Source organism: Pseudomonas syringae CC1557 (assembly GCF_000452705.1).
Classification (GTDB): domain Bacteria; phylum Pseudomonadota; class Gammaproteobacteria; order Pseudomonadales; family Pseudomonadaceae; genus Aquipseudomonas; species Aquipseudomonas syringae_F.
This window is the reverse complement of the sequence record NZ_CP007014.1, coordinates 2,388,867-2,411,988: the sequence shown is the minus strand read 5'-3', so window position 1 is coordinate 2,411,988 and position 23,122 is coordinate 2,388,867. Positions and strand designations below refer to the sequence as shown.

The 23,122-nt window shown below is 57.7% G+C and carries 6 protein-coding genes; 1 reads left to right on the top strand and 5 read right to left on the bottom strand.

The window, feature by feature from the left end; all coding sequences use genetic code 11:
- Nucleotides 1-15: 15 nt before the first annotated feature.
- Complete coding sequence (locus N018_RS10990) at nucleotides 16-1,374, bottom strand: amidase (protein ID WP_051476195.1); 1,359 nt, start codon at nucleotides 1,372-1,374, stop codon at nucleotides 16-18.
- A 365-nt stretch (nucleotides 1,375-1,739) separates the two neighbouring features.
- Nucleotides 1,740-3,347, bottom strand: coding sequence for a M10 family metallopeptidase (locus N018_RS10985; protein ID WP_025389572.1), 1,608 nt, complete (start codon nucleotides 3,345-3,347; stop codon nucleotides 1,740-1,742).
- Between the two features lie 459 nt (nucleotides 3,348-3,806).
- On the opposite strand from N018_RS10985, the gene N018_RS10980 reads away from it, so the two are divergent.
- Entirely contained in the window at nucleotides 3,807-5,114 is a 1,308-nt protein-coding gene (locus N018_RS10980; RefSeq protein WP_025389571.1) for a sensor histidine kinase, read from the top strand.
- 151 nt (nucleotides 5,115-5,265) lie between these two features.
- Here N018_RS10980 and N018_RS10975 read toward each other — a convergent pair whose 3' ends face one another.
- From N018_RS10975 to N018_RS10965, 3 genes are all read right to left on the bottom strand, one after another.
- Entirely contained in the window at nucleotides 5,266-5,892 is a 627-nt protein-coding gene (locus N018_RS10975; protein ID WP_025389570.1) for a glutathione S-transferase, read from the bottom strand.
- A gap of 572 nt (nucleotides 5,893-6,464) precedes the next feature.
- Nucleotides 6,465-6,875, bottom strand: coding sequence for a hypothetical protein (locus N018_RS10970; protein ID WP_024647464.1), 411 nt, complete (start codon nucleotides 6,873-6,875; stop codon nucleotides 6,465-6,467).
- Between the two features lie 2 nt (nucleotides 6,876-6,877).
- Complete coding sequence (locus N018_RS10965) at nucleotides 6,878-23,092, bottom strand: two-partner secretion domain-containing protein (RefSeq protein ID WP_025389569.1); 16,215 nt, start codon at nucleotides 23,090-23,092, stop codon at nucleotides 6,878-6,880.
- Between the last annotated feature and the right edge of the window lie 30 nt (nucleotides 23,093-23,122).

The following is a 23,122-nucleotide window of genomic DNA, read 5'->3' as shown; positions in this document are numbered from 1 at the left end:
GTTGCGGGTTGCATGTCAGCGGCTCAGCATCGGCGGCAGGTGCTGATCCCACGGCGCCATGTCTTCCACGGCGGCGCAGAACTGCAGCACTTGAGCGTCGGCAAAACGTGGCCCGACCACTTGCAGGCCAATGGGTAGCCCGGTCGAACTGCGTCCGCAGGGCAAACTGGCAGCCGGGTTGCCGGAGATGTTGAAAGGGTAAGTAAACGGCGTCCAGCGCGCCCAGGGCACGGCGCCGTCCTGGCCAACGTAACCGGCGGGTGCCACCTCGTCGGCCGCGAACGGCAGGATCGGCAATGTGGGCATCAGCAGCAGGTCATAATCCTCGAAAAGCGCATGTACCTGGTTGGCAAACGCTGCTCGCTGCTGCATCGCTTGCAGGTAATCACTCAGATCGTACTGCGCCGAGCGCCTGATCAACTCGGCGAAACCCGGGTCGAGCTGGTCCATTTGCTGTGCCAGGCCCTTGCCGTAAGCGATACCGCGACCTGCCACCCACAGGGTTTCGAAGGTCGCCAGCGGGTCCTGCCAGTCAAGCTTGAGTGTTGTGAGCGTCACCGGCAGTGTTCTGGCGATATCGCCCACAGCAGCCTCGACGGCAGCGGCGATTTCCGGGTCTACGGGGGTATCGAACAGGGTCGGGCAATAGCCAATACGCAGCGGTTGTAACGGTTGGTCGCAACGGGTCAGAAAGGACTCGTCTGGCGCCGGCAATGCCTGATGATCCAGTGGATCTGGGCCTGAGAGTATGTCGAACAGCAAGGCACTGTCGCGTACGGTGCGGGTGATCGGCCCGGCGTGACTGAGCATTTCGGTGGCTGACCAGGGCCAGGTTGGAATACGCCCTAATGTGCCCTTGAGCGCGAACGCGCCGCAGAACGCGCCCGGTATCCGCACCGAGCCGCCGCCGTCGGAGCCCAGTGTCGCAGGCACCATGCGCGCCGCTACGGCAATCGCCGAGCCGGAGCTGGAGCCGCCGCTGGTCAGGGTTGGGTCCCATGGGTTGCGACCGTTGCCGAACACCCGCGAAGTACTTGCGCCGGTCCAGCCGAACTCGGTAGTTGCCGTCTTGCCCACAATGATCGCCCCGGCGTCCTTGAGACGGCGAATGATCGGCGCATCCTTGGCCGGTACATTCTCAAGCCCGGTCAGCGAACCACGCGTGGTGCGCAATCCCGCTGTTGAAAACAGGTCCTTGATGCCGAACGGTATGCCATGCAATGGGCCGCGTACCTGACCGCGCTGCAACTCGGCAGTCATGCTCCAGGCTTGCTCCAGTGCGGCTTCGGTGTAGACATCGCCAAACGCATTGAGTGTGGAATTGTGGGTTTTGATCGATTCAAGGCATATTTCAGTCAGGCGAATGGGGGTCATGCAGCCTCTGCGCACATGCCCGATCGCTTCGATCAATGTCGGTACAACGGATTGTGTAGGCTCTATCAATGCTGATACCTCTAAAAAATGCCCGGCACAGATGTCCTTAAGCGCATTACATTCAGGCACCGGTGACGAGTCAAGTGGGTTTTGTTGGATATTTTGGTTTTGTGACTTTTAAATTTGTAACAGCACCGTCGTGGTGCTGAAAAGCCAGTCAAAATCCTCTCTCGCACATTTGCAGTGCGCACAGAATCAGCCGGAAAGCGAAACAGGACTTGTACGAACCGGGCGCTGAAGGACCGGCAAAACAGCGCAATTCCATGACACCGTTTTTATCTTGCAGACAGGCATTCAATCAGCGATCAGACCACCAGGTCATGCGCATGAAAGGCCGTCACGCCCACCAGCTGGATTTCGAAATCCGCGTGCAGGTCACCGTTGACGTTGCCGGACAACACATGATCGGCAAAGCGCACCTGACCAGCCCCCGTGAATTCACCACTGCCAATGAACGTGAAAGCGTCCAGCGCCTTGGTGTCGACGTTGGCGTCCATCTTGAGGAAGCTCAGCTTGTCGCCCTGATCAGCATTGAAGTCAGTAATCACGTCGCTGGACGGGCCCTTACCCAGCTCCGACAGGTTATTGAACACGAAACGGTCGGCCCCCGTGCCGCCAGTCATGATGTCGGCGCCCATACCGCCGACCAGCTTGTCATTGCCTGCGCCGCCATTGAGGATATTGTCCGCATCGTTGCCGGTCAGGATGTTGTTGCGATCATTGCCCAGAAGCGTGAAAGCACCCTCGCCCTTCAGATGAACGTTCTCGAAATTCGCCAGCGGACCGGCATTCAGATCAATCACCGCCGCCGTGCTGGACGTGTTGTCGTATGTGATCTTGAGTGTATCGATGCCTTCGTTGGCCTTTTCCTGCACGAGCGCCAGTTCACCGACCTGATCGATAACGTAGGTGTCGTTGCCCAATCCGCCGATCATGGTGTCCAGGCCGCCACGGCCATCTAGCACGTTCGCCAGGTCGTTGCCGATCAGCGTGTCGTCGAACGCCGAGCCAATGGCGTTTTCGATATGCGCGCCGTAGGCAATCGCCAGACCCGAGTTCATCTGGGTCGGGCTGTCAGGGTTATGGTTGTAATCGAGAAAAGCCTTGCCGATGGTGCTGAACTCACCTTCATTGAGGTTGATCTTCACAAACGCGGCCTGATTGCTGGCATCGATGGTGTCTTTGCCGCCCGCGTCCCAGATGGTCTCGAACACCGATTGGTCGGGAGCCCACTTATAAACATCATCGCCGGTGTGGTAGTGGGTGTTGGCGCCGTAGATGAACTGCATGGCAGCAACGTCCAGCAACATCGGCTTGGTGGGCTTGAAGCTGTAGTTGTTGGTGTAGCTCATGATGGTGTAACGGGCGTCTTCGAATTTGGCGTCAAGCAGCACATCGTTGTACTGCGAGGCTTCGAACGAATGCTTCAAGCCGAGCGCATGACCTGTTTCGTGCATGAACGTCAGGTAGTCATCCGTGCCTTTCGCCGGATCCGCCGCGTTGACCTTGGGCCCGATCCAGACGTCGCCGGACCGGCCCAGTGTGCCAGGCGCATAAGCCTGGCCATACTCGGTGCCTTGCAGGCCATTGAAGCCGCCAAAACGGATGTCTCCGACATTGTCGGGGGTGTCCTTTACCTCGGTGAAGGTGATGTCCGCTACAGCACTCCATGCGCCCATCGCACTTTTCGCAGCCGCCATCTGGGCACCGGTCAGCGAGTAGGCATCACTGGGTTCCTGCGAACGGCTGTAGTCAGTGGCGTATACAGAATCTGCGGCATGAAAGCTGTAAGTCAGATGGGTACCGGACGTATCGCCCAGCCAGAATGGCCCCCACAACAGACTGGTGACTCTGTCGTCGGTAGCTCCCTCGGGCAATAGTTCGGCAGGGCTTGAATCATTTGGGCCAGGCATCGGCGATGCTCCTGAAGACAGACATGATTGGTTGACCATCGAGTTATGCAGGCGCTGCAAAACCGAATGGACGTTTCTTACACGACATATACAAGTTAGACACAATACGTTACAACTAAAGTATCCGCATCTACTTGACCGGTAATATCAAAGTCTGAAACTTCTTATTACGAGCATACTTTAACTAACTTGCCGGATGCCTATCTTGCTCAGCGGGCGCACCTGCCGAAAATACCCGTCTTCCAGCGTCGTCGATCAGAGACAAGTCAGTGGTCGACAGACAAGGCCGTAGACAGGCAATAAGGTACGAAGTGCTCGTTTCAACGCCAGTCCGGCGTTGAAAAAAAGGCGCCTGTAAGGATTTGCAGGGACAACGTTGATTCGTCGATGAGATGCGCCTTGCTGCCGCCTGTAAATCATAGGCATGATAAGGCCTTGTACTCATCGTGATACGTACTCATGACCCACACTCCAGCACCGTTTCCAGCCAACGAAGAGGATCGAATCCTCTCGCTCGAACACCTCAAGGTGCTGGACAGCGCACCCGAACAGGGTTTTGAAGACGTGGTGCTGCTCGCCACGACCTTGTGTGATGCGCCCATCGCACTGGTCTCGCTGATTGATCGCGAGCGTCAGTGGTTCAAAGCCTGCATCGGCCTGGACATCAAGGAAACCCATCGCGATCTGGCTTTCTGCGCGCATGCGATCCTTCAGCCAAGCGACGTGCTGGTCGTGGAAGATGCCACCACCGACCCACGCTTCAGGGAAAGCCCGCTGGTGCTCGGGCCTCCCTACATTCGATTTTATGCAGGCGCGCCTATCCGCGATGAGTCGGGTAACGCGCTGGGCACCGTCTGCATCATCGACATATGGCCTCGCGTCCTCTCTGACCAACAGCGCGCTGCCCTGCTGGCCCTGGCACGCCAGACAGCCGACCTGTTGCAATACCGTCTGCTCACTGATCAGCGTGAAAAACATGCGGCGGCTCTTGAGCTGGAACTGGAAAATGCGCAAAACCAGAGCCAGGCGCTTGAGCGAGACCTGCAGCATTCACAGCGGATGTCATCGCTGGGAATGCTCACCGCCAGCATCGCCCATGATTTCAACAACCTGCTTCAGGCGCTGAGCGCGAGCCTGCAACTTATCCATATGCGCTCGCGACGGCCTATCGATGTAGAGACGTTCAGCAACACCGGCATGCAGGCTGTGGAAAATGGCAGGCAACTGGTGACTCGCCTGCTGGCCAGCGTGAGCCCGGACGGACCGGAACTGATTTGTATTGATGTCAGCGAGCGGCTCGATGCGGCGCGTGACTTACTGCTTCGCTCGGTCGGCGACCGACTGGAGTTGTCTTTTGACCTGAGTGCCCGTGGCTGGGGCGTTCTGTGCGTCGAGGCGCAGTTGCACGCCGCCGTATTGAACCTGCTGGCCAATGCACGCGACGCCATGCAGGAACCCGGCAAGGCCCACATCGCGACGCGCCTTGAGTCGATAAAGAGCGACGCACAACTGCAACAGGGCGACTACGTCGTACTCAGCGTCAAGGACAACGGTCCGGGCATGACCGCTGATCTGAAGGAGCAGATACTGGAACCCTTCTTCACCACCAAACAGACGGGGCTCGGCACAGGGCTGGGGCTGGCTCAAGTGCAAGAGTTTGCAGTCAACGCTGGCGGCGCGGTGCGAATCGAAACATCCGAGGGCACAGGTACCACATTGCACCTTTACCTGAGAATTCTGGGCCGGATCAATTCGACGCAGGCGTAACTAAAGAACCTCTCGATAAGCTGTCTTGCCTGCCAGACAGCTCTTATATCAGGCAACTTTCTCTTTGCTCGATACACGTTGCGATGAACCGGCACTTTTGCAAACCGGCATGACTTTAAGCAACTGTTTCCCGCACCTGTATCGCTGACGTTCAAGACCAATGGCGCTTCGTTACTGCGCCGACACTCGGGTTTGTATCAACGTGCAATAGCGATGCATAAAACGCTGGTCGACTTGAACTCAAGTGCTCAAGCGCACCGCTCCATCTCGTCACGATGGCGGCCAATATCTCCATAGCGCCGGGAGCATCCGGCCTCCATGTCGCCGGGCTCCCGAAAAGATCAGCGAAGGTTTCCCAGTTCTCATACAAGCGCGCCCGAGCGCCCGCTTCAAGCGCAGCTTCCAGCGCCTCATCGGAACCCGACAGCCAGCGCTCCGGGTAATCGATAATGCCGATGGGTGCATAACAATTGGTAGCGATGTAAACCAGCCCGCGAAGTGCCTGGGCCCGTGCGGACGTTTGCTTCGGCAGAAGTCCGGAGCCAGGGTGCTCAAGACCCAGATGAATCAGAATCGCCGCGCTCTCGGTCAGCACCGAGCCGTCTGCCAACACCAGCGTCGGCACTTGCAGCAACGGATTGACCCGCCGCAACGCCTCCTTCCCGGGCCCCTCCTCCCACGAGCTGGCCCTGATCAGGGTAAACGGGACCGCGCACCGCTCAAGCGCTATCTCGATCGCTGCCGAACCCGAACCTTCGCTGCCGAAAAGCGTGTACATGCTGATGCTCCTTAAGGGGCCGCGTGCCTGGTCAGCGCGATTACGGCTGTTGCCAATGCGAAGGTGCTGGGAGGGGACTAACCAGCAGATCGCTCCGGATGGAAATAGCTGCTCTGGCGCAGTTGCAGACTGTATATCCATATCCCGAAAACCAAAGCGTACTCCTTGAACATCGGAAGCGTCAGCAAATGCACGATAGACCCGCTACGCACCTACGCGTCACGAAAAAGCGTATAGCACCGATCATTCTAGACGTTGTACGGCTGATCAAGCGAGCTTAGAAAAATGCAAAATTGCAAGCACGATAGATACGCATTTTCTTCAAATATGGCCATCAGCTCACCACCCTAATTATGAATTTGTCTACGTCGGAAAATCCTTTGCACCCATTTCCCTATGCATGCACCAGCGCCATAAATATCTTTCGGGCTTATGGGCCTAACGCTTGCTCCCACCCCGCCTTCCTTAAACATTGCTGGTGCATGCTCGTCCAATTGTTTCCCAGAAATCTTCGGAAGGCCTCCAATAGAGCTTCCTGCTTTGGGGGCGAGAGAGTGTTCTTCGTCCATTAACTACCGCATACCGCTATACGGATCTGAAACTGAACCGCCTAACTCAGAGAGAGCGAGTGAAATCTCATTAAAAACTTCCGGCGAAACATCTCTTAGTGAGCGTGAGCCCAAAAAAGCACTTATTCTCTCAAGACCTAATCTCACCATAATATCAATGACATCTTCAGCAAGCTCCAGATCGTGACCATCCCATATAGAAATTAAACATTGTTCAATTCGCTCTTTGAGGCTAGCATCTAAAACATCGTAAGTATGCCATTGCCTATCACTCAGTTCTAACAACGACTTTACAAACTCAGCAATATTAAAATCTCGAGAACCAAGACTACCTAGCAACTCTAGAAGCTCAGCATTGACATCCTTACTAGTCATAAAGTCCGGCAGTCCAGCATAGTACGCAAAGTTTTTCATGCTTAGAAATCCACGGGTATGTGCGTTGCGTTAGAAGGCTTCCTATACAGCACGCCGTCTTGACCCAAGAGCTTGTTCCCTATTTTTATCTGTGCCGTCCATCCAGCGCCCGCATTAGAGCCAGGAAACTTTTCAGCTGCATTCACATCAGGCGCATGCCATTTTATTTCTACATTTTGACCATTAACCTTGTATTGATATTTGCTGCCGTCAGCAATCGTAGTTGACGACTTGAAACTATTCGGCGTACCCGGAGGCACCAATCTTTCTAAATCTAGAAAACTAATTCTACCATTATTGATAAACGCTTTAGCTGAAGCTTGAGCATCAAAAAATGCTGCTGGTTTACTTGGTCCCGGCTGATTTAAGTAGCCAAAGTCACCATCTGCTTGCGACGCAGGGGACTCCAGCTTTGAGACTGGCGGAGTTTGTGGCGCCTCATTGGTGATTTTCGAACCACCTTCAGCCTGAACCCACTTCCCTCCAACCCACCTGGCAGCAAACCCACCAATCTCTGCGGTGATCAAACCACTGGCGACGTCAAATATCAACCTCCCAGCCTCTTGGTCGGATTGCGCCAGCAATTTATCTCCTGCACGCTCAAGTCCTTGAGCCGGGATAGGACTGGTCGCCCAATCCACCCCCGAGCCTGCTGCGGACCAAATGTTTTGACCAATCCCTACCGCCGTATTAACGGGGTGTGCAACCGTATTTACGATACTGCCAGCAACCTTGCCCGGCCATTCCAAGGCCTGCTGAACACTGCCAACTCCCCGTTCGGAAAGCATGTAACCCAACGTTTTCGCAGGAGCATATCCGTCAAATGTGACATCGCTCCGGTCTACACCTTTGCTTGCAAAATAGTCGTCGAACAGAGCCTTGTTGTATTCGCCCAGGGTCCAGCCACCATCTTTAAAGGACTGGAGCTGAATTGCACGTTTACGCTCGCTCAGCTCATAGTTTCGTGCTTTGTCCAAAGCATCCACTGCTCGCGTGATATTTAATTGGCAACTCGCAACGTCCCCTCCATTTTTCCCACACGCAGCCCGTGCTTCATCAGCCTCCCGGACCTCAGAGTGTGATAGCCAGTTGTACTGGGTAGCATTCGCAGCGACTGCAGCAGCGACTTCAACATCTGACCCCTTGGCCGCAGCGCCTAGTACTCCAACGATTTGCGACAGAGCCAGAAGATTTGCTTGCGCCTGCTCGTACTCGGGTGTGCCCTGGACGAGGTTTGAAGGGAGCAGCTTGTCTCCCAACAGTCCCACCAAAACTTCGTTTGCACCACCGGCAATAGCTCCGGCGCGGAAGTCGCCGCCCATGGCTTCGGCTAACAGACCACCCAAACCTGCATGCAAGAGAATCTTTGTAATGTCTCCGTCAGTAAACCCAAGACTTCCAATTGCTCCTGCGCCTTTGGCGCCACCTATGCCGGCCGCGGTGCTCACTGCCGAACTTGCTAGGTTGTCTGCGAGGCTCCCGCCGTACACAGCGGTTTTGATTACTGCGTCGGCCGTTATTTTCAGGGCAATTATTTTTGCGCTCGGCATATCAAAACCCAGTTCAGTCGGTTTGTATCCGAGGCTGTCGGCCACACCTGCTGTAGCAATTGCCACCGTGTACCCTTTGATGCTGTCCTTGGATGTGACGTCTTTCAGGACTTTTCCGAGGTTGCCTCTGTTGTCAACCGTACTGACAGTAGCCTTGGTCGCGACACTGATGGCGCCCGCTTGTAACATCGAGTTCATGCCGGCCATCATCGGTCCCATAACCGCTGCCAGTGCAATCGCAATGATCAATTGCGAAGCGGGACCTAATCCAGAGTTCTGATACTTGAATGACTCATGAACTTCCTTTACGAGTCGCCAATCCACATCTCCTCTTGCCTCAGCCTGTTTCAACCAGGCAAGTTGTGGATCAGCCTTCACCATCGCATCGATAGATTGGCTGACGGTCTTCTGATCTATCTGCTTGACGTCAATTGCAAGCCCGTCTACAGCCTTGATTGCGATACTTCCTTCAGCCGACATCTGCGTCTGACGAAGAGTCTCGTCTGTATTGCCTTTGCCCTTTGAGGAGGTCCAAAAAGCGTCGTTATTGCTTTTGGTATGGCTTTCATCGTGCAGGTCCTTGACACCCTCAAACGTCACCGCACCACCACTTTGAATCGTCAGATCCTTGCCACTCTCCAGCTTCGCGGCCTGATACTTCTGATCGCCGCCACTCGCCAGCAACAAATCACCGCCCGTGGTGATTTCGCTGCCGATGTTTCTCACATCCGTGATTTCGTCACGCTTGGTTTTCTTCGCGCCAAAACTCCCCTTCTTCTTTTTGTCGTACAGCGAGTAATCACTGTCCTGCGCAGCCAGTATGTCGAGTTGATCACCCGCAACCAGATACGCCTCTTTCCCGGCCGTAATGCGGCTGGAGATCACGGCGAGGTTCTGCCCGGCCTGCAACGCCACACTGCCGCCAGCATCAAGGTCAGCGGAAATCTGGCTGACGTGGTCTTCCTGACGGGTCAGTTTCTTGCTTTTGGACAGGGAGTGCTCTTCGTCCGCAGCAGAGCTGATGGTGAGGTTTTCAGTCGCGGCCATGGCGATGTCGCGTTTGGCGTCGATCTGGCTGGCGATGATGGAGATGTCGCGTCCGGCCTGAACAGTCAGGTCGCGTCCGGCGCTGGCGGTCGAGCCCAGTTGGGTGATGTCGCTGCTGTTGTGTTTGCTGTCGGTAAACAGGCTGTTGGTGACTTCGGTCGGGGCGATGGTGACGTCGCGTCCGGCCTGGATGCTCATGTCACGACCGCTTTCCAGCTCGCTGCCCTTGTTGATGAAGTCGCGACCGGCCGAGATGCTCATGTCGTTGGCGGCTTCGATGCGCGCAGCGCTGTCGGCGAACTCGTTATGGCGCTGACCGCGCGCGCTGTTGTCCATTGAGGTAATGGTGCGCTCGTTGATCACATCACCGTTGATCGCGGTCAGTGATACGTCACGACCTTTGATGATGCCGCCAGCCTTGTTGATCAGGTCGTTACCAGCGAGCAGATCCAGCCGGTTGCCGGCTTCTATCAGGCCCGTGTTGATCAGGTCGTTGCCTGCCACCGCCGACAGGTTGTTGTTGGCATGCAAGGTGCCGACGTTATCGAGGTTTTGCCCGGCGATCAGAGAGACGTCGTTACCCGCGATCAGCGCGCCGGTCGGGCCCAAACGATTGTCGGCCTGTGCCAGGTACAGCACCGGCACTAGTACTTTCTCGCCATTCACTTCGTGCTCTTCAAGCCAGACGATGTCGTGAGTCAGTGCGGCGACTTGTTGTGAACTCAGCGAGACGCCGACGGCCAGGTTCAGTTGCTCCTTGCTGGCGATGGCGTTGTTCATCAGGTACTTGAACTGGGCCTCGTTGGAGGTCTGCCCATCGATGAAAGCTTGGCCGGTTCGGGCTACCACTGCCTGCTGAACCAGACGTTGTTCATACAACCCATCGCCCAGACGTTTGGCGCTGACTTCGGGGTCATAGCCCAGGCCTGCGAGCAGGTAATCTGAACTCATGAACTGCTTGAGCTCGGTGAGGACCGGGTTGGTTTCGATCAGGTATTTTTGCGGCTTGGAAACAAATGAGCTGCTGGGCAAGCCCTGCACTCGGGTAACGGTTTGCGATGCCGCAGCGACGCCCGGCTTAATCGCGCTGGCGGACTGGGCAGCGCCTGTGACCGGATTGATCGGGGTTGTCAGAGGGCTGTGGGCCGATAGGCCACCCAAACTGCCGGGGGTATTGGTAACGGCGGCATTGGCACCCGACCGGACGCCTGCCGGGGCCTGATTGATTGCGCTGACAAGGCTACCTTGAGAGCCAGTCACAACCTGGCCTGCCTGGCTGATCTGCGTGCCCTGCACCATCCCGGCGTTCAGGCCTGCCGAATTACCGGAGGAGACCGATGTGATGGCTGGCAAGCCCGAGGTCGAACCTGCGTTCTGCACAGGCAGCAGCGCGCCGCTGCCCTGATTGCCGGTAACAATGCCGGTGACGCTGTCGACAGTGGTCATGCCTGCGGAATCCGAGTTGTGACCCGGTACTACAAGACCGCCTATAGATGAGGCAACAGGCACGCTGGTGTCGAACGCCGATGCGTTGACGCTAACACCGGCGCTTTGTCGTGTTGTCAGACCAAGCTGGCGGCTGGCGCTGGATATCTGATCAACCGAACCGATCTGGATGGTGCTTGCCTGCGCGTCGGAAACGGTTTGTTCGCGCTGCGCGACGGATACGGCCGCGCCGCCCATGGTCCAGCTTTGTGGCAGGCCGACGGGTTGGGCGACAGCGGCTGCGGTACCGGTCTGGCCGCTGAGGCGGAACAGGCCATTCTGGCCCGTGGGCAGGCTGAAGCCTGGCAGGCTTAACGGGTTGACTTGTTGTTGGGCCAGGTCGGGGGGTAGCTGGGCATTGATCCTGATGACAGTGGTACCGGTGCCGGAGGTACGCGTGTCCTGAACTTTGCTGGTGCCTGCGCCACCTGCGTAATCCTGGTGAATGACGCTGTTTTGCAGGTCCTGCTTGGCGGTGATGGAGACGTTTCCGCCTGCCTGGATGACTGCACTACGTCCGCCGTTACCGCTGCCGTCTTTGGCGACTTCAACGTCACTTACCAATGAAAATCTTGTTATCTCGCTTGGCAGCGCCAGCAAATTATTTGGGTCGTAGCTTGAGGCAGGTAAAGGCTTTTCACCATTATACTGAATGATAGTATTTTCAACATCGGCTTTGGTAACAGAATCCCGAACGATGTATTCGTTATAAGTAAAGATAGTATCACTTCCGCTCTGGACTTCATAAGTCTCAATCAAACCGAGCCTTAGATCTCCATCCTTACCGATATAATAAACGTTGGGATAATCAGGATTGTTACGCCGATTGTATGCATCAACGCTAGGTATAGATCGGGCTATCGTCCCATCAGTTACTCCGCTGGCAAGGTAAGTACGCGTTCGCTCAATGCTGCCACTTACAGCTCCAATATTACTCACATTGTTAGCATTTATAACAATATTTCCAACCGCGCTAATCACACTTTTTCTGTTTGAAAAATCCCCACCATTGAAGACAAAGTCTCTGCCTGAAACTATAGAAGATGAGGCACTGGTGTCGTTATCCTGACCACCTTCAAAAAACTCTTTGGCAACAAAGTTTACTGAGTAGTGATCCCCTCGACAGTCTAGGCACTGTACAGCAATCAGACCTTTTACCAAGGTTCTACCTACCGCAAACCCTTGATCTCCACCCGACCCTTCTGTGCGATTTTCAAATGAAGAAGCGGTTATCGAGAAACTGTCTCCGCTTTCCATAGAACCTGAAATATTTGAAACCTTGCTTGCACTATCGACTCCATAACCTTTAAAAGTCACATTACGCAAGCCATACATATCACCTTTCTGGTTAGTAAAAGTGCCAGCATTAACTTGCAAGTCGCCACCACTAAAAATCAGCCCCTGACTATTTAATAGTGAGGGCGTATTCAATGTAAGATTTTGAGCCCCGCCTAACGTGCCGTAATTATTAATAGCACCCGCACTGACCACCAGATCACCAGCGGATGTAATACGACTGTAGTTATTAACGCTCCCTGCAATACTAATCTCAGCGCGCGAGCCACCAGCAATACTTCCGCTACCATTTAGCGTCAGCTGACTAGCGGCCAGATTCAATGCACCGACACTGCTGACCCGACCACTACCGGCAAAGGTCCCACCAATGCGTATGTCTACCCCTCCATCACTCGCAATCAACCCATCATTCGTCCAGTTCCCACCACTCCCACTGAACGAACTCGACGCCAACAACTGCCCGCCCGCCGTCTGATTCAAGGTCCCGACATTCACCGTCAAACGCCCGGCCTGAATCACGCTGCTGTTGGTCCAGTTGTCAGCCGTCAGGGTCAGGCCGCCACGGGTCACGATGCTGCCGCCTGCGTTGGTCAGGTTGGCGGTGGAGATGTCAAACGTGCCATTACCCGTATGCAACAGCGACCCACCACCATTAAGGAAGCTCCCAGCGTTGAGGATCAGGTCGCTATTGGCGCTTTCCAGTGTGCCGTTGCGGTTGTCGAACAGGTTGCCGATCTGGAAGTTCGTAGCGCCTGCGCCGCCCAGTGCGCGCAGTTGTCCGGTCTGGTTGTCCAGGCTTGCGGCTGTCACGGCCAGGGTGCTGTCACTTTCGATGATGCCGAAGCGGTTGTTCAGTGCGCCGCTCAGTTGCAGTTCGACCTGGCCGCCTGCGATCTGGCCGTCGTTGTCGCCACTGTTGTCGAAGTTGCCCCCGGTGACGCGCACCAGGCCTTTGGCGTACAGGCCGCCATTGCGGTTGTCGAAGCTGGACGTGTTGATCAGTGCTTCGCCAGTGCGCGCGGAAACTCGCCCGCCGTAGTTGTCGAAGCCGCCCAGCGCGGTCAGGTTGAGACGCTGCGCCTGAATGACACCGCCCTGACGGTTGGCGTCATAGCCGTTTTTCAGCACGCCGGTCACGTTCGAGGTGAACAGACCTTGCAGGCTGGACAGCACCCCGCCCTGATTGTAGAGGTTGGCGGCGCTGAGGTTCAGGTCACCGCCCTGAGCGATGATCCGGCCGTTCTGGTTATCCACGGTGCCGGCGACATCGACGCGCAAGGCGCCTGCGCTCTGTAGCGCGCCACGCACGTTGGACAGGCTTGCTGCCTGTATGCGCGCGTCGGCGCCCTGGCTGTAGATCAAGCCATCGGCATCGTTGAGCACACTGCCACCCGCGACGACGGCCAGTGTGTTGTTGGCAGCGACAGTGCCGCGATTGCGGTTGTCCAGTTGACCTGACGTGTTGAGGGTCATCAGGCTCTGGCTGACCAGTTGCCCGGCCTGGTTGTTGATCGCGGTGCTGCGCCGCAACAGCAAGGTACCGCCGCTCGCCAGCTTGCCACTGGTGTTGGTCAGGCTGTCCAGCAGGTCGAGGGTCATTGCGCCCTTGCTGCTCAGGTTGCCAGCGCTGTTGTCGAGGCTGCTGCCTTCAAAGCTGAAGTCCTGCTGGGCCGTCAGGTTACCGGCCGCGTTGCTCAAGGCATTGGCTTTGAGGGTCAGCCCCGCACCGCTGTCGATCAAACCGTTCTGGCTGTTGTTCAGCAGGCCTGCCACGGTGAGGGTCTGGCCGGTGCCGCTGGACAGAATGCCGCCGCTGTTGTCGAGGCTGTTGGCAGTCACGTTCAGCACGTTCTGGCTGACCAGTGCGCCGTTGCCGCCATTGAGCAGTTCACCGCTAAGGTTTGCCACGAGGTTGCCACTGCGGCTGGACAATGTGCCGCTGTTGCGGTTGTCGAGTCGGTTGCCGGAGACGTTCAGGCCCTGCCAGCCGGAAATCAGGCCGTTCTGGTTGAGTAGGCTGGTGGCGCTGACGGTCAGTACGTTGCTGCTGATCAGCTTGCCGCTGCTGTTATCGAGGGTGCGGCCGCTGAGGGTGAAGCTCTGTGCACTGGACACTTCACCGGACTGGTTATTCAGGTCGCGCAGACGGTTAAGGGTCAGCGCCCCATCGGCGGTGATCAAGCCGCCGAGGTTATTGAGGTCGTTGCCCACCATGTCTATGGACAAGCCGGCGTCGCCCGTCAGGCGTCCGCCATTCAACGACAAGGCATTGAGGACCAGGGTCATGTCGCGTGCAGCCGACACTTCGCCGCCGTTGCCGGAGTCCAGGCTGCCAGCGCTCAGGTTCAAGGTGCCGGTGCTGTTGATCAGGCCCTTTGCGGTGTTGTTGATCGATGTAGTGTTGAGGGTCAGGCTGGTACCGCCCAACACCTGGCCGCTCTGGTTGTCGAGACTGGCCGCACCCACTTTGAGCGCCTGGGCAGCATTGATCAGCCCTTTGTCGCGGTTGGTCAGCAGGCCGGTGACCGTCAGGTCCAGGTTGTTACGGCTAGTCAGCGTACCGCCGGTGTTATCGAGGGTATTGGCAGTGGTATCGACCCCGGCTGCGGCGATCATGCCCTTCACGTTAGTCAGCGCACGAGCAATGCGCAGGGTCAGCAGCTGGTTGCTGAGCAGTTTGCCGCCAGTGTTATCGAGTTGCTGAGCATTTAGGGTAAACGCCTGTGCGCTGGAGATTTCGCCGTTCTGGTTCAGGACGTCATTGACGTTGTTCAGCAGCAATGCGCCCGGTGCGTTGATCAGACCGTTTTGGTTGTTTAACTGGCCGTTGTTCAGGTCCAGGGTCAACGATGTGTTACTGAACAACCTGCCGCCCTGCTGATCCAGTCGGCTGACGCTGGCCATCAGCGCCTGGCTGCTGCCGATGCTGCCACCGTCACGGTTGGTCAGTTGCGCGCTGGTCAGTTCCAGCCTGTTGCTACTGCTGACCCGGCCATTCTGGCTGTTGTCGAAGTTGCCGGTCTTGAGGGTCAGCAGGCCTTTGCCGCTGATATTGCCCTGCTGGCGGTTATCGAGGCTGGCGCTTTTCAGGTCCAGCGCGCCATCGGTCACCAGTTTGCCGCCCTGGTTGCTGATCGCACCGGCGCTGTCGAGGATCAAGGTTCCAGCACTGGACACGCTGCCTGCGGTATTGGTCAGGCTGCTGGCCTTCAACGTCAAGGCGTCTTCACTGCTGATCAGCCCCTGGCTGTTGTCGAGCGCCGCAGACAGGTTGATGCCCATGGCTTTGAGTGCGCTCAGCGCGCCACCGGTGTTGTCCAGCGAGCTGCCGACCAGAGTCAGGCCCGCTTGAGTGGAGAGCAGACCGTTTGCACGGTTGGTGATCTGCGCCACGTTCAGAGTCAGGGCGTTTTGCGCCAGCACCTGACCGTTATCGCTGTTGTTCAGTTGCTGACCCGTCAGGGTGATCGTGTCCTGGCTGGACAGTTCACCGCCCCGGTTATCGACGTTGGTGACACGGATATCAAGGGCTTTAGTGGCACCGATGAAGCCTTTCTGGCGGTTGTCCAGCGTGTCGCCGGTCAGGCTCAACGAGCCTTGGGCGAGCATTTGCCCGCGCTGCTGCTGCAGGCTGCCGATCTGCGCGTTGAGGTTCTGTTTGCTGGCCAACTGACCAAGGCGGTTGTTCACGGTCGCGGCGCTCAGTTTCATGTCGCCGTCGCCGATCAGCGTGCCGCTGACGTTGGTCAGGGCGGTATTCACCGCCACGTCGAGACCTGCACGACTGCTGATCATGCCTTCGGTGTTGTCCAGGCTGTCGCTCCTGGCGTTCAGCGCAGCAGCGGAAATCGTACCCTTGATGTTGCTCAGCGCCTTGTTGACGACGAGCGTCAAGGCCTGAGTACTGAGGAGTTTGCCGCCGCTGTTATCCAGGCTGTCTGCGTTCAGCGTGAACGCTTGTGCGCTGGAGATTTCACCGCTCTGGTTCGAGACGCCGTTGAGGTTCTTCAGCAGCAACATGCCGCTGGCGTTGATCAGGCCGCCCTGATTGTTCAACTGGCCGTTGTTCAGGTCGAGGCTCAGCGAGGTGTTGCTGAACAGCTCGCCAGCCTGTTGATCGAGACTGGTGACGCTGGCGGTCAAAGCCAGCGCGCTGGCAATCCGTCCGGCGTTCTGGTTGATGACCTTGCCTGCTGTCAATCGCAGGGTGTCGCTACTGGTCAGCCGACCGCCCTGGCTGTTATCGAAGGTGCCGGTGGTGACTTGGGTGGCGCCCTTGCCGGACAGCTTGCCCGCCTGACTGTTGTCCAGGCTTGCACTGGTCAGCGTGAGCGCTGCATCGGTGGTAATAGAGCCCGCCTGGTTGCGCAACGCCTCGGTGGTGGTGACGCTCAAGGCATCGGCACTCGACAGGCTGCCCGATGCGTTTTGCAGAGAAGCCGCGCTGACGGTGAGCGCAGATTCACTGCTGAGCAGGCCGCTGGTGTTGTCCAGCGCGCCAGACAGACTGATGTTCAGGTCCTGCTGGCTGGCCAGCGTACCGCCTGCGTTATCCAGACGTGTGCCGTCGAGACGCAGGCTATTGCCGAACAACAGCCCCTTGTTCAGGTTGATAACGCGCGCCACGGTCAGCCCCAACGCCGTGCCCGCGAGGACTTTGCCGCCATTACTGTTATCGAGCGTCTGCGCGATGATGTCCAGGCCGATCTGGCTGGAGAGTTCACCGGCCTTGTTATCGATGTCGGCAACGTCAATTTTTAGCGCTTTTGTCGAGCCCACCAGGCCACCCGACTGGTTATCGAGGGTTTTGCCGGTCAGCGTCAGGTTGCCCTGTGCTACCAGCTCACCGCCTTGCTGGGTAAGGCCGTCGATGTTGGCGATCAGATCAGCCTGGCTGGCGATACGGCCGCTGCCGTTGAGAACGCTCTCGACCTGCAATTGCATGAGGCCAGCGGCGTTGAGCAGACCGTTCTGGTTATCCAGACGCTTGCCGACCAGTTCAAGGTCCGCATTACTGTGAATCAAACCTTTTTGATTGGTGTTCAGGCCTGTCTGGCTGTTGTCGAGTTCACCGACAAACAATTGCATGCCTTTTTCGGCACGAATCGAACCGCCACGGTTGTCGACACTGTCGCTATGCACGATCAGCAGGTTCTGCGCCGCAAGACGGCCGCCACGGTTATCCAGCGTCTGGCTCGAAAGATCCATCAAGCCCTTGGCTTGCAGGCTGCCACCGACGCGATTATCCAGAGCGCCAGTGAGCTTGAGCGTCAGTTGACCGTCGGTGACCAGTACACCTGATTGCCGGTTGTCCAGGCTCACTGCACTGATGTCGATGCCCTGCCCTGCGCCCAGTGTTCCGCCCTGATTGTCGATGGCATCAGTGATGACCATGTTCAGGAAGCGGTCGGCCATGACCTGGCCTGCGGCATTGTCCAGGCTCAGCGCGCTGAGGGTGGTGCCAGCAGCGCTGGTCAGCTCGCCCTTCTGGTTCGACAGTTTGCCCGTGATATTCAGCAGCAGATCAGCATCGCTGCTCACACTGCCGCTGTTGTTATTCAGTTCGCCTGCCGCCAGATCGATACCGTTGCCGGAGACCAGACCACGCAGGTTGGTCAGCAATTGGTCGACACGCACAATCAGCGCTTTATCGCTGAGTACCGAGCCGCCAGTGTTGTCCAGCGAACTAGCGGCCAGGGTAAAACCGTTGGCGCTGGAGATTTCGCCATTCTGGTTGTCGACCGACACGAGGTTTTTCAGCAGCAACTGACCGGGGGCGGTAATCAGGCCGCCCTGGTTGTTCAGCACACCGTTGCTCAGGTCCAGGCTGACGTCACGGTTGCCGTACAGTCGCCCGTCGTTGGTCTGGTTCAGACCAGTCACCACGGCAGTCAAGGCCATGGCGCTGGCGATTCGCCCAGCGTCGCTGTTATTGACCTGCCCGGCATTGATCTGCAAGGTGCCGGTACTGGTCAGTCGACCGCCTTGCTGATTGTCGAAGGCACCTGTTTCGAGGGTTACACCCTTGCCGGCGATACGGCCGTTCTGGCTGTTATCGAGGCTGGCACTGGTGAGCGTCAGCGCTGCATCACTGAGAATCTGTCCGCCACGGTTCACAACGGCGCCGTCGATTTTCAGCACCAAAGCATCTGAACTGGTGACGCTGCCAGCAGTGTTGGCCAGGGAAGCAGCGCTCACGTCCAGCAACCCATCACTGCGCAATACGCCGTTATCGTTGTTTAACGAACCGCTGACCGTGAGGCCCAGGCTGTTTTTGGCGTAAACGCTGCCGCTGCCCGTGTTGATCAGTTGCCCCAGCTCAAGCTGCACCGCCTGCTGGCCGGAAATTGCGCCAGCGCTCTGATTGTTCAGAGTGTCGGCTTTCAGCAGCAACGCGCCATTGGCCAACAAACGACCCTTGCCGCTGTTATCCATCTGGCCGACGGTTGCGGTCAGGTTGCCGAGACTGGAGAGTTCGGCGTTGCGGTTGTCCAGCGTCGCGGCGCTCAACTCAACGCCGGTAGCAGAGATCAGCCCCCGAAGGTTGGTCAGCAGCTGGTCGATACGCACGATCAACGCCTTGTCACTGATCACCCGGCCGCCGGTGTTGTCCAGCGAATTGGCCGCCAGCGTAAAGCCATCGGCGCTGGAGATTTCGCCGCTCTGGTTGTTGACCGATGTCAGGTTTTTCAGCAGCAACTGGCCGGGCGCATTGATCAGGCCACCCTGGTTATTAAGTACGCCATTGCTCAGGTCGAGACTGACATTGCCGTTGCCGTACAGGCGTCCATCACGGGTCTGGTTCAGGCCGGTGACCACGGCGGTCAGCGCCATGGCGCTGGCAATACGCCCCGCCTCACTGTTGTTGACCAGCCCGGCGTTGAGCTGAAGCGTACCGGTGCTGGTCAGTCGTCCGTCCTGCTGGTTGTCGAAAGCTCCGGTCGCCAGAACCAGACCGTTGCTGGCGATACGCCCGCTCTGGCTGTTGTCGAGGCTGCCGCTGGTAAGTGTCAGGGTTGCATCACTGAGAATCTGCCCGCCCTGATTGACCACGGCCGCGTCGGTGGTCAGGACTGAAACACCAGCGCTGGTCACGCTACCGCCGCTGTTGGCGAGAGACGCGGCCTTCAGGTCGAGCGTGCCATCACTGCGCAGCACACCTTGATTGTTGTTCAATACGCCGGAGAGCGTCAGGCCCAGTCTGTTTTTGGCGTAAACGCTGCCGCCGCCGGCATTGATCAGTTGCCCAAGATTCAGTTGCGCGTCTTGTTGTCCGGATACGACGCCGTTCCGGTTGTCGAGGGTATCGGCGGTCAACAGCAGCGCACCGTTGGCCAGCAAACGACCTTTTTCGCGATTGTCGAACTCGCCGATGTTGGCGGTCAGAGTACTCAGGCTGGAAAGCTCGGCATTACGGTTGTCGAGCGTGGCGGCACTCAGATTGACGCCATTGGCGGAAATCTTGCCGCGAAGGTTGGTCAGCAGCTGATTGATGCGCACCACAAGCGCTTTGTCACTGAGCAGCGAACCTTCGGTGTTATCCAGCGAATTGGCTGCCAGCGTAAAGCCATTCGCACTGGAGATTTCACCATTCCGATTGTTGACCGACGTGAGGTTTTTCAGCAGCAGTTGACCGGGCGCATTGATCAGCCCGCCCTGGTTGTTCAGCACGCCGTTGCTCATGTCCAGGCTGACGTCGCTGTTGCTGTACAGTCGGCCGTCGTTGGTCTGATCGAGACCGGTCACCACCGCGGTCAGGGCCATGGCGCTGGCGATACGACCGGCATCGCTGTTATTGACCAGCCCGGCATTCATCTGCAGTGCCCCGGTACTGGTCAGGCGTCCGTCCTGATGGTTGTCGAAGGTCCCGGTGGTCAGCAGCAGGCCATTACTGGTGATACGCCCGCTCTGGCTGTTATCGAGGCTGCCACTGACGAGCGTCAGCTGTGCATCGCTGAGGATCTGTCCGCCGTGGTTGACGACATCCTTATTGATGCTGATCGACGCTACGCCAGCGCTACTGATGCTGCCTGCGCTGTTGCCCAGCGATGCGCCACGCACAGTCAGTGATCCGTCGCTGCGTAGCACGCCTTGATCGTTGTTCAACGTCCCGCCCAGCGTCAGGCCGAGACTGTTTTTGGCATAGATGCTACCGCCGCCGGTGTTGGTCAATTGACCCAGATTCAACTGCACGCCCTGTTGTCCGGACACGATGCCGTTCTGGTTATTCAGGTTGTCTGCGGTCAACAGCAGCGCGCCGTTAGCCAGCAGTCGGCCCTTGTCGCGATTATCGAACTGGCCGATATTGGCGGTCAGCGCGCCCAGACTGGAAAGCTCGCCGCTGTGGTTGTCCAGCGTCGCGGCATTCAGATCAACACCGGTCGCGGAAATCTGCCCACGAAGGTTGGTCAGCACCTGAGCGATGCGCACGTTCAGCGCTTTGTCGCTGATCACTGAACCGCCGGTGTTGTCCAGCGTGGTTGCCGCCAGCGTAAAACCGGTTGCACTGGATATCTTGCCGCTCTGGTTGTTGACCGTTGTGAGGTTTTTCAGCAGCAACTGGCCGGGGGCGGATATCTGTCCGCTCTGGTTATTCAGCAGACCGTTGCTCATGTCCAGGCTGACGTCGCTGTTGCCGTACATACGGCCGTCGTTGCTTTGATCGAGACCGGTCACCACCGCAGTCAAGGCCATGGCGCTGGCAATACGGCCTGCGTCGCTGTTGTTGACCTGGGTTGCAGTCAGGCGCAGTGCCCCGGTGCTGGTCAGGCTGCCGCTCTGCCGGTTAGTGAGCGTGCCGGTGCTCAGCACCACGCCATTGCCTGCGATACGCCCGCTCTGACTGTTATCGAGGCTGCCGCTGCTGAGCGTCAGTTGTGCATCGCTGACAATCTGCCCGCCTTGATTGACGACCGCGCCACTTGTACTGATAGACGCTGTGCTGGCACTGGTCACGCTGCCGGTGGTGTTGCTCAGCGAGGCCGCGCGCACGTCCAGCGTGCCGTCGCTGCGCAATACGCCCTGATCGTTATTCAACGCCCCGGTGATATTCAGGCCCAGGCTGTTTCTGGCGTAAACGCTGCCATTCCCGGTGTTGGTCAATTGCCCCAGCGCCAACTGCACATTCTGCTGCCCGGCAACCGAGCCATTCTGGTTATTCAGGTTGTCGGAGGTCAGTTGCAGCGTACCGTTGGCCAGCAGACGGCCTTTTTCACGGTTGTCGAACTGCCCCACGGTCGAGGTCAGGTTACCGAGACTGGATATTTCCGCGCTGCGGTTGTCCAGCGTCGCGGCGTTGAGCAGCAGATCACCATTGGCACTGACAAGACCCAATTGATTGAGCAACTGACCGGAAATACGCGCCGATAAAGCGCTGCTGCTGGACAGCTTGCCCTGCTGACTGTTGTCCAGCGAACCGGCTGTGATCGTCAGGTTGCCATTGCTGCTGATCAGCCCGCTCTGGGTATTCAGCACCTGAGAAGCGGTGATATCCACACTGCCGCTCTGGCTCAGAATTCTGCCTGACTGGCGATTGTCGATCGTGGCCGCCACGATGCGTGTGCTGGACTGCCCATTCAGCGTCGCACCCTGGTTATTCAGGGTCTGGGTTACGCTGGCCTGCAATGAACGGCTTGCCGTTATGCTGCCACTGTTGCCGAGGCCGTTGGCAGAAAGTGCGATGTCGCCAGAAGCGTTACGGCTGTTGTCGGCATTGACACCCGCTTCGATCACCGCTGTGTTGGTCAGTTGACCCCCTGCCGAAAGCGTCAGTGCATCTCGTGCGGCGACGTTCTTTTGAGTCGTCAGATTACCCGCGGTGGTGATTGCCAGTGACGAGCCCGCATAAACCGGTCCGTTGACCTCGGCGCTAGTGGCCTTGACCGTGACGGCACCGCTTGCAGCCGTCTGCATCACGTTCAAATGGCCGTTGGCGTCGATCTGAATATCGCCACCGCTGGCCGCCAGATCAGCTGCCAGCCTGACACCAACACCCGCCTCGGTGCCTACCAGCCGAATGGCCCCAGCGTACATGCCGCCCAATGCCGAACTGTCTATGGCCAGTTCCGGTTTGGTGCTGCCGTCGTCCGGCAGGGCTGTGGCATTCAGGGTTTGCGCATCGACATCGTTCCGACCGGCGATGATATTGAGGCGGCGGGCGTGTAACTCGGCATTGATCTTCGCACTGCGGGTAATGATGTCGAATTGATCAACGTTATCGGCATTAAGCCCGACACCATCGATGGAGATGCTGCCGCCCTGAACGTTGAAACGCTGCAATTGGCCGTTGGCATCCAGCACCGGTTTGCCGGTGGTCAACGTGACCTGCGGCGTGTTGATGAAACCGCAACCGTTGCAACTGATTCCGTAAGGGTTGGCCACGATCACCCGCGCAGCCTGCCCCGCCACTTCCGTGTAGCCCTTGAGCTGGCTGGCGTTGGCCCCGACCACTTCGTTGAGGATGGTGCTGGCCGCTGTGCCGCGCAGGTTGGAGTTGCCGACGATGATGCCGCCCAGTTGGGTGCTCTGGGTCTGGTTGGTGGAGTTGTTGAGGATTACACCCTGGCTGTCGACGTTGAACTGCTGATACTGGTTGTGTGACAGGCCGCTGGCATTGGGCGCAGCAATGTTGACGATAGGCACACCATTGCCGGCTTGGTTCAGGCTGGTGTTCGTGCCGCTGACCACGATGCCTTCGGCTTGAACCAGCAGCGGCTGCCAGAACATCGCATTGGCGAGAATCAGCGCAAGGCCGCGCTTGGAAATTCCCCAGAAAGACCGGCGCTCGACCAGCACAGCAGAAGGCTGACGAGCGAGCAGAGCCAGTTGGTGAACGTCCATGTGAATGACCTCGAAACAGGTAGGTTGAAT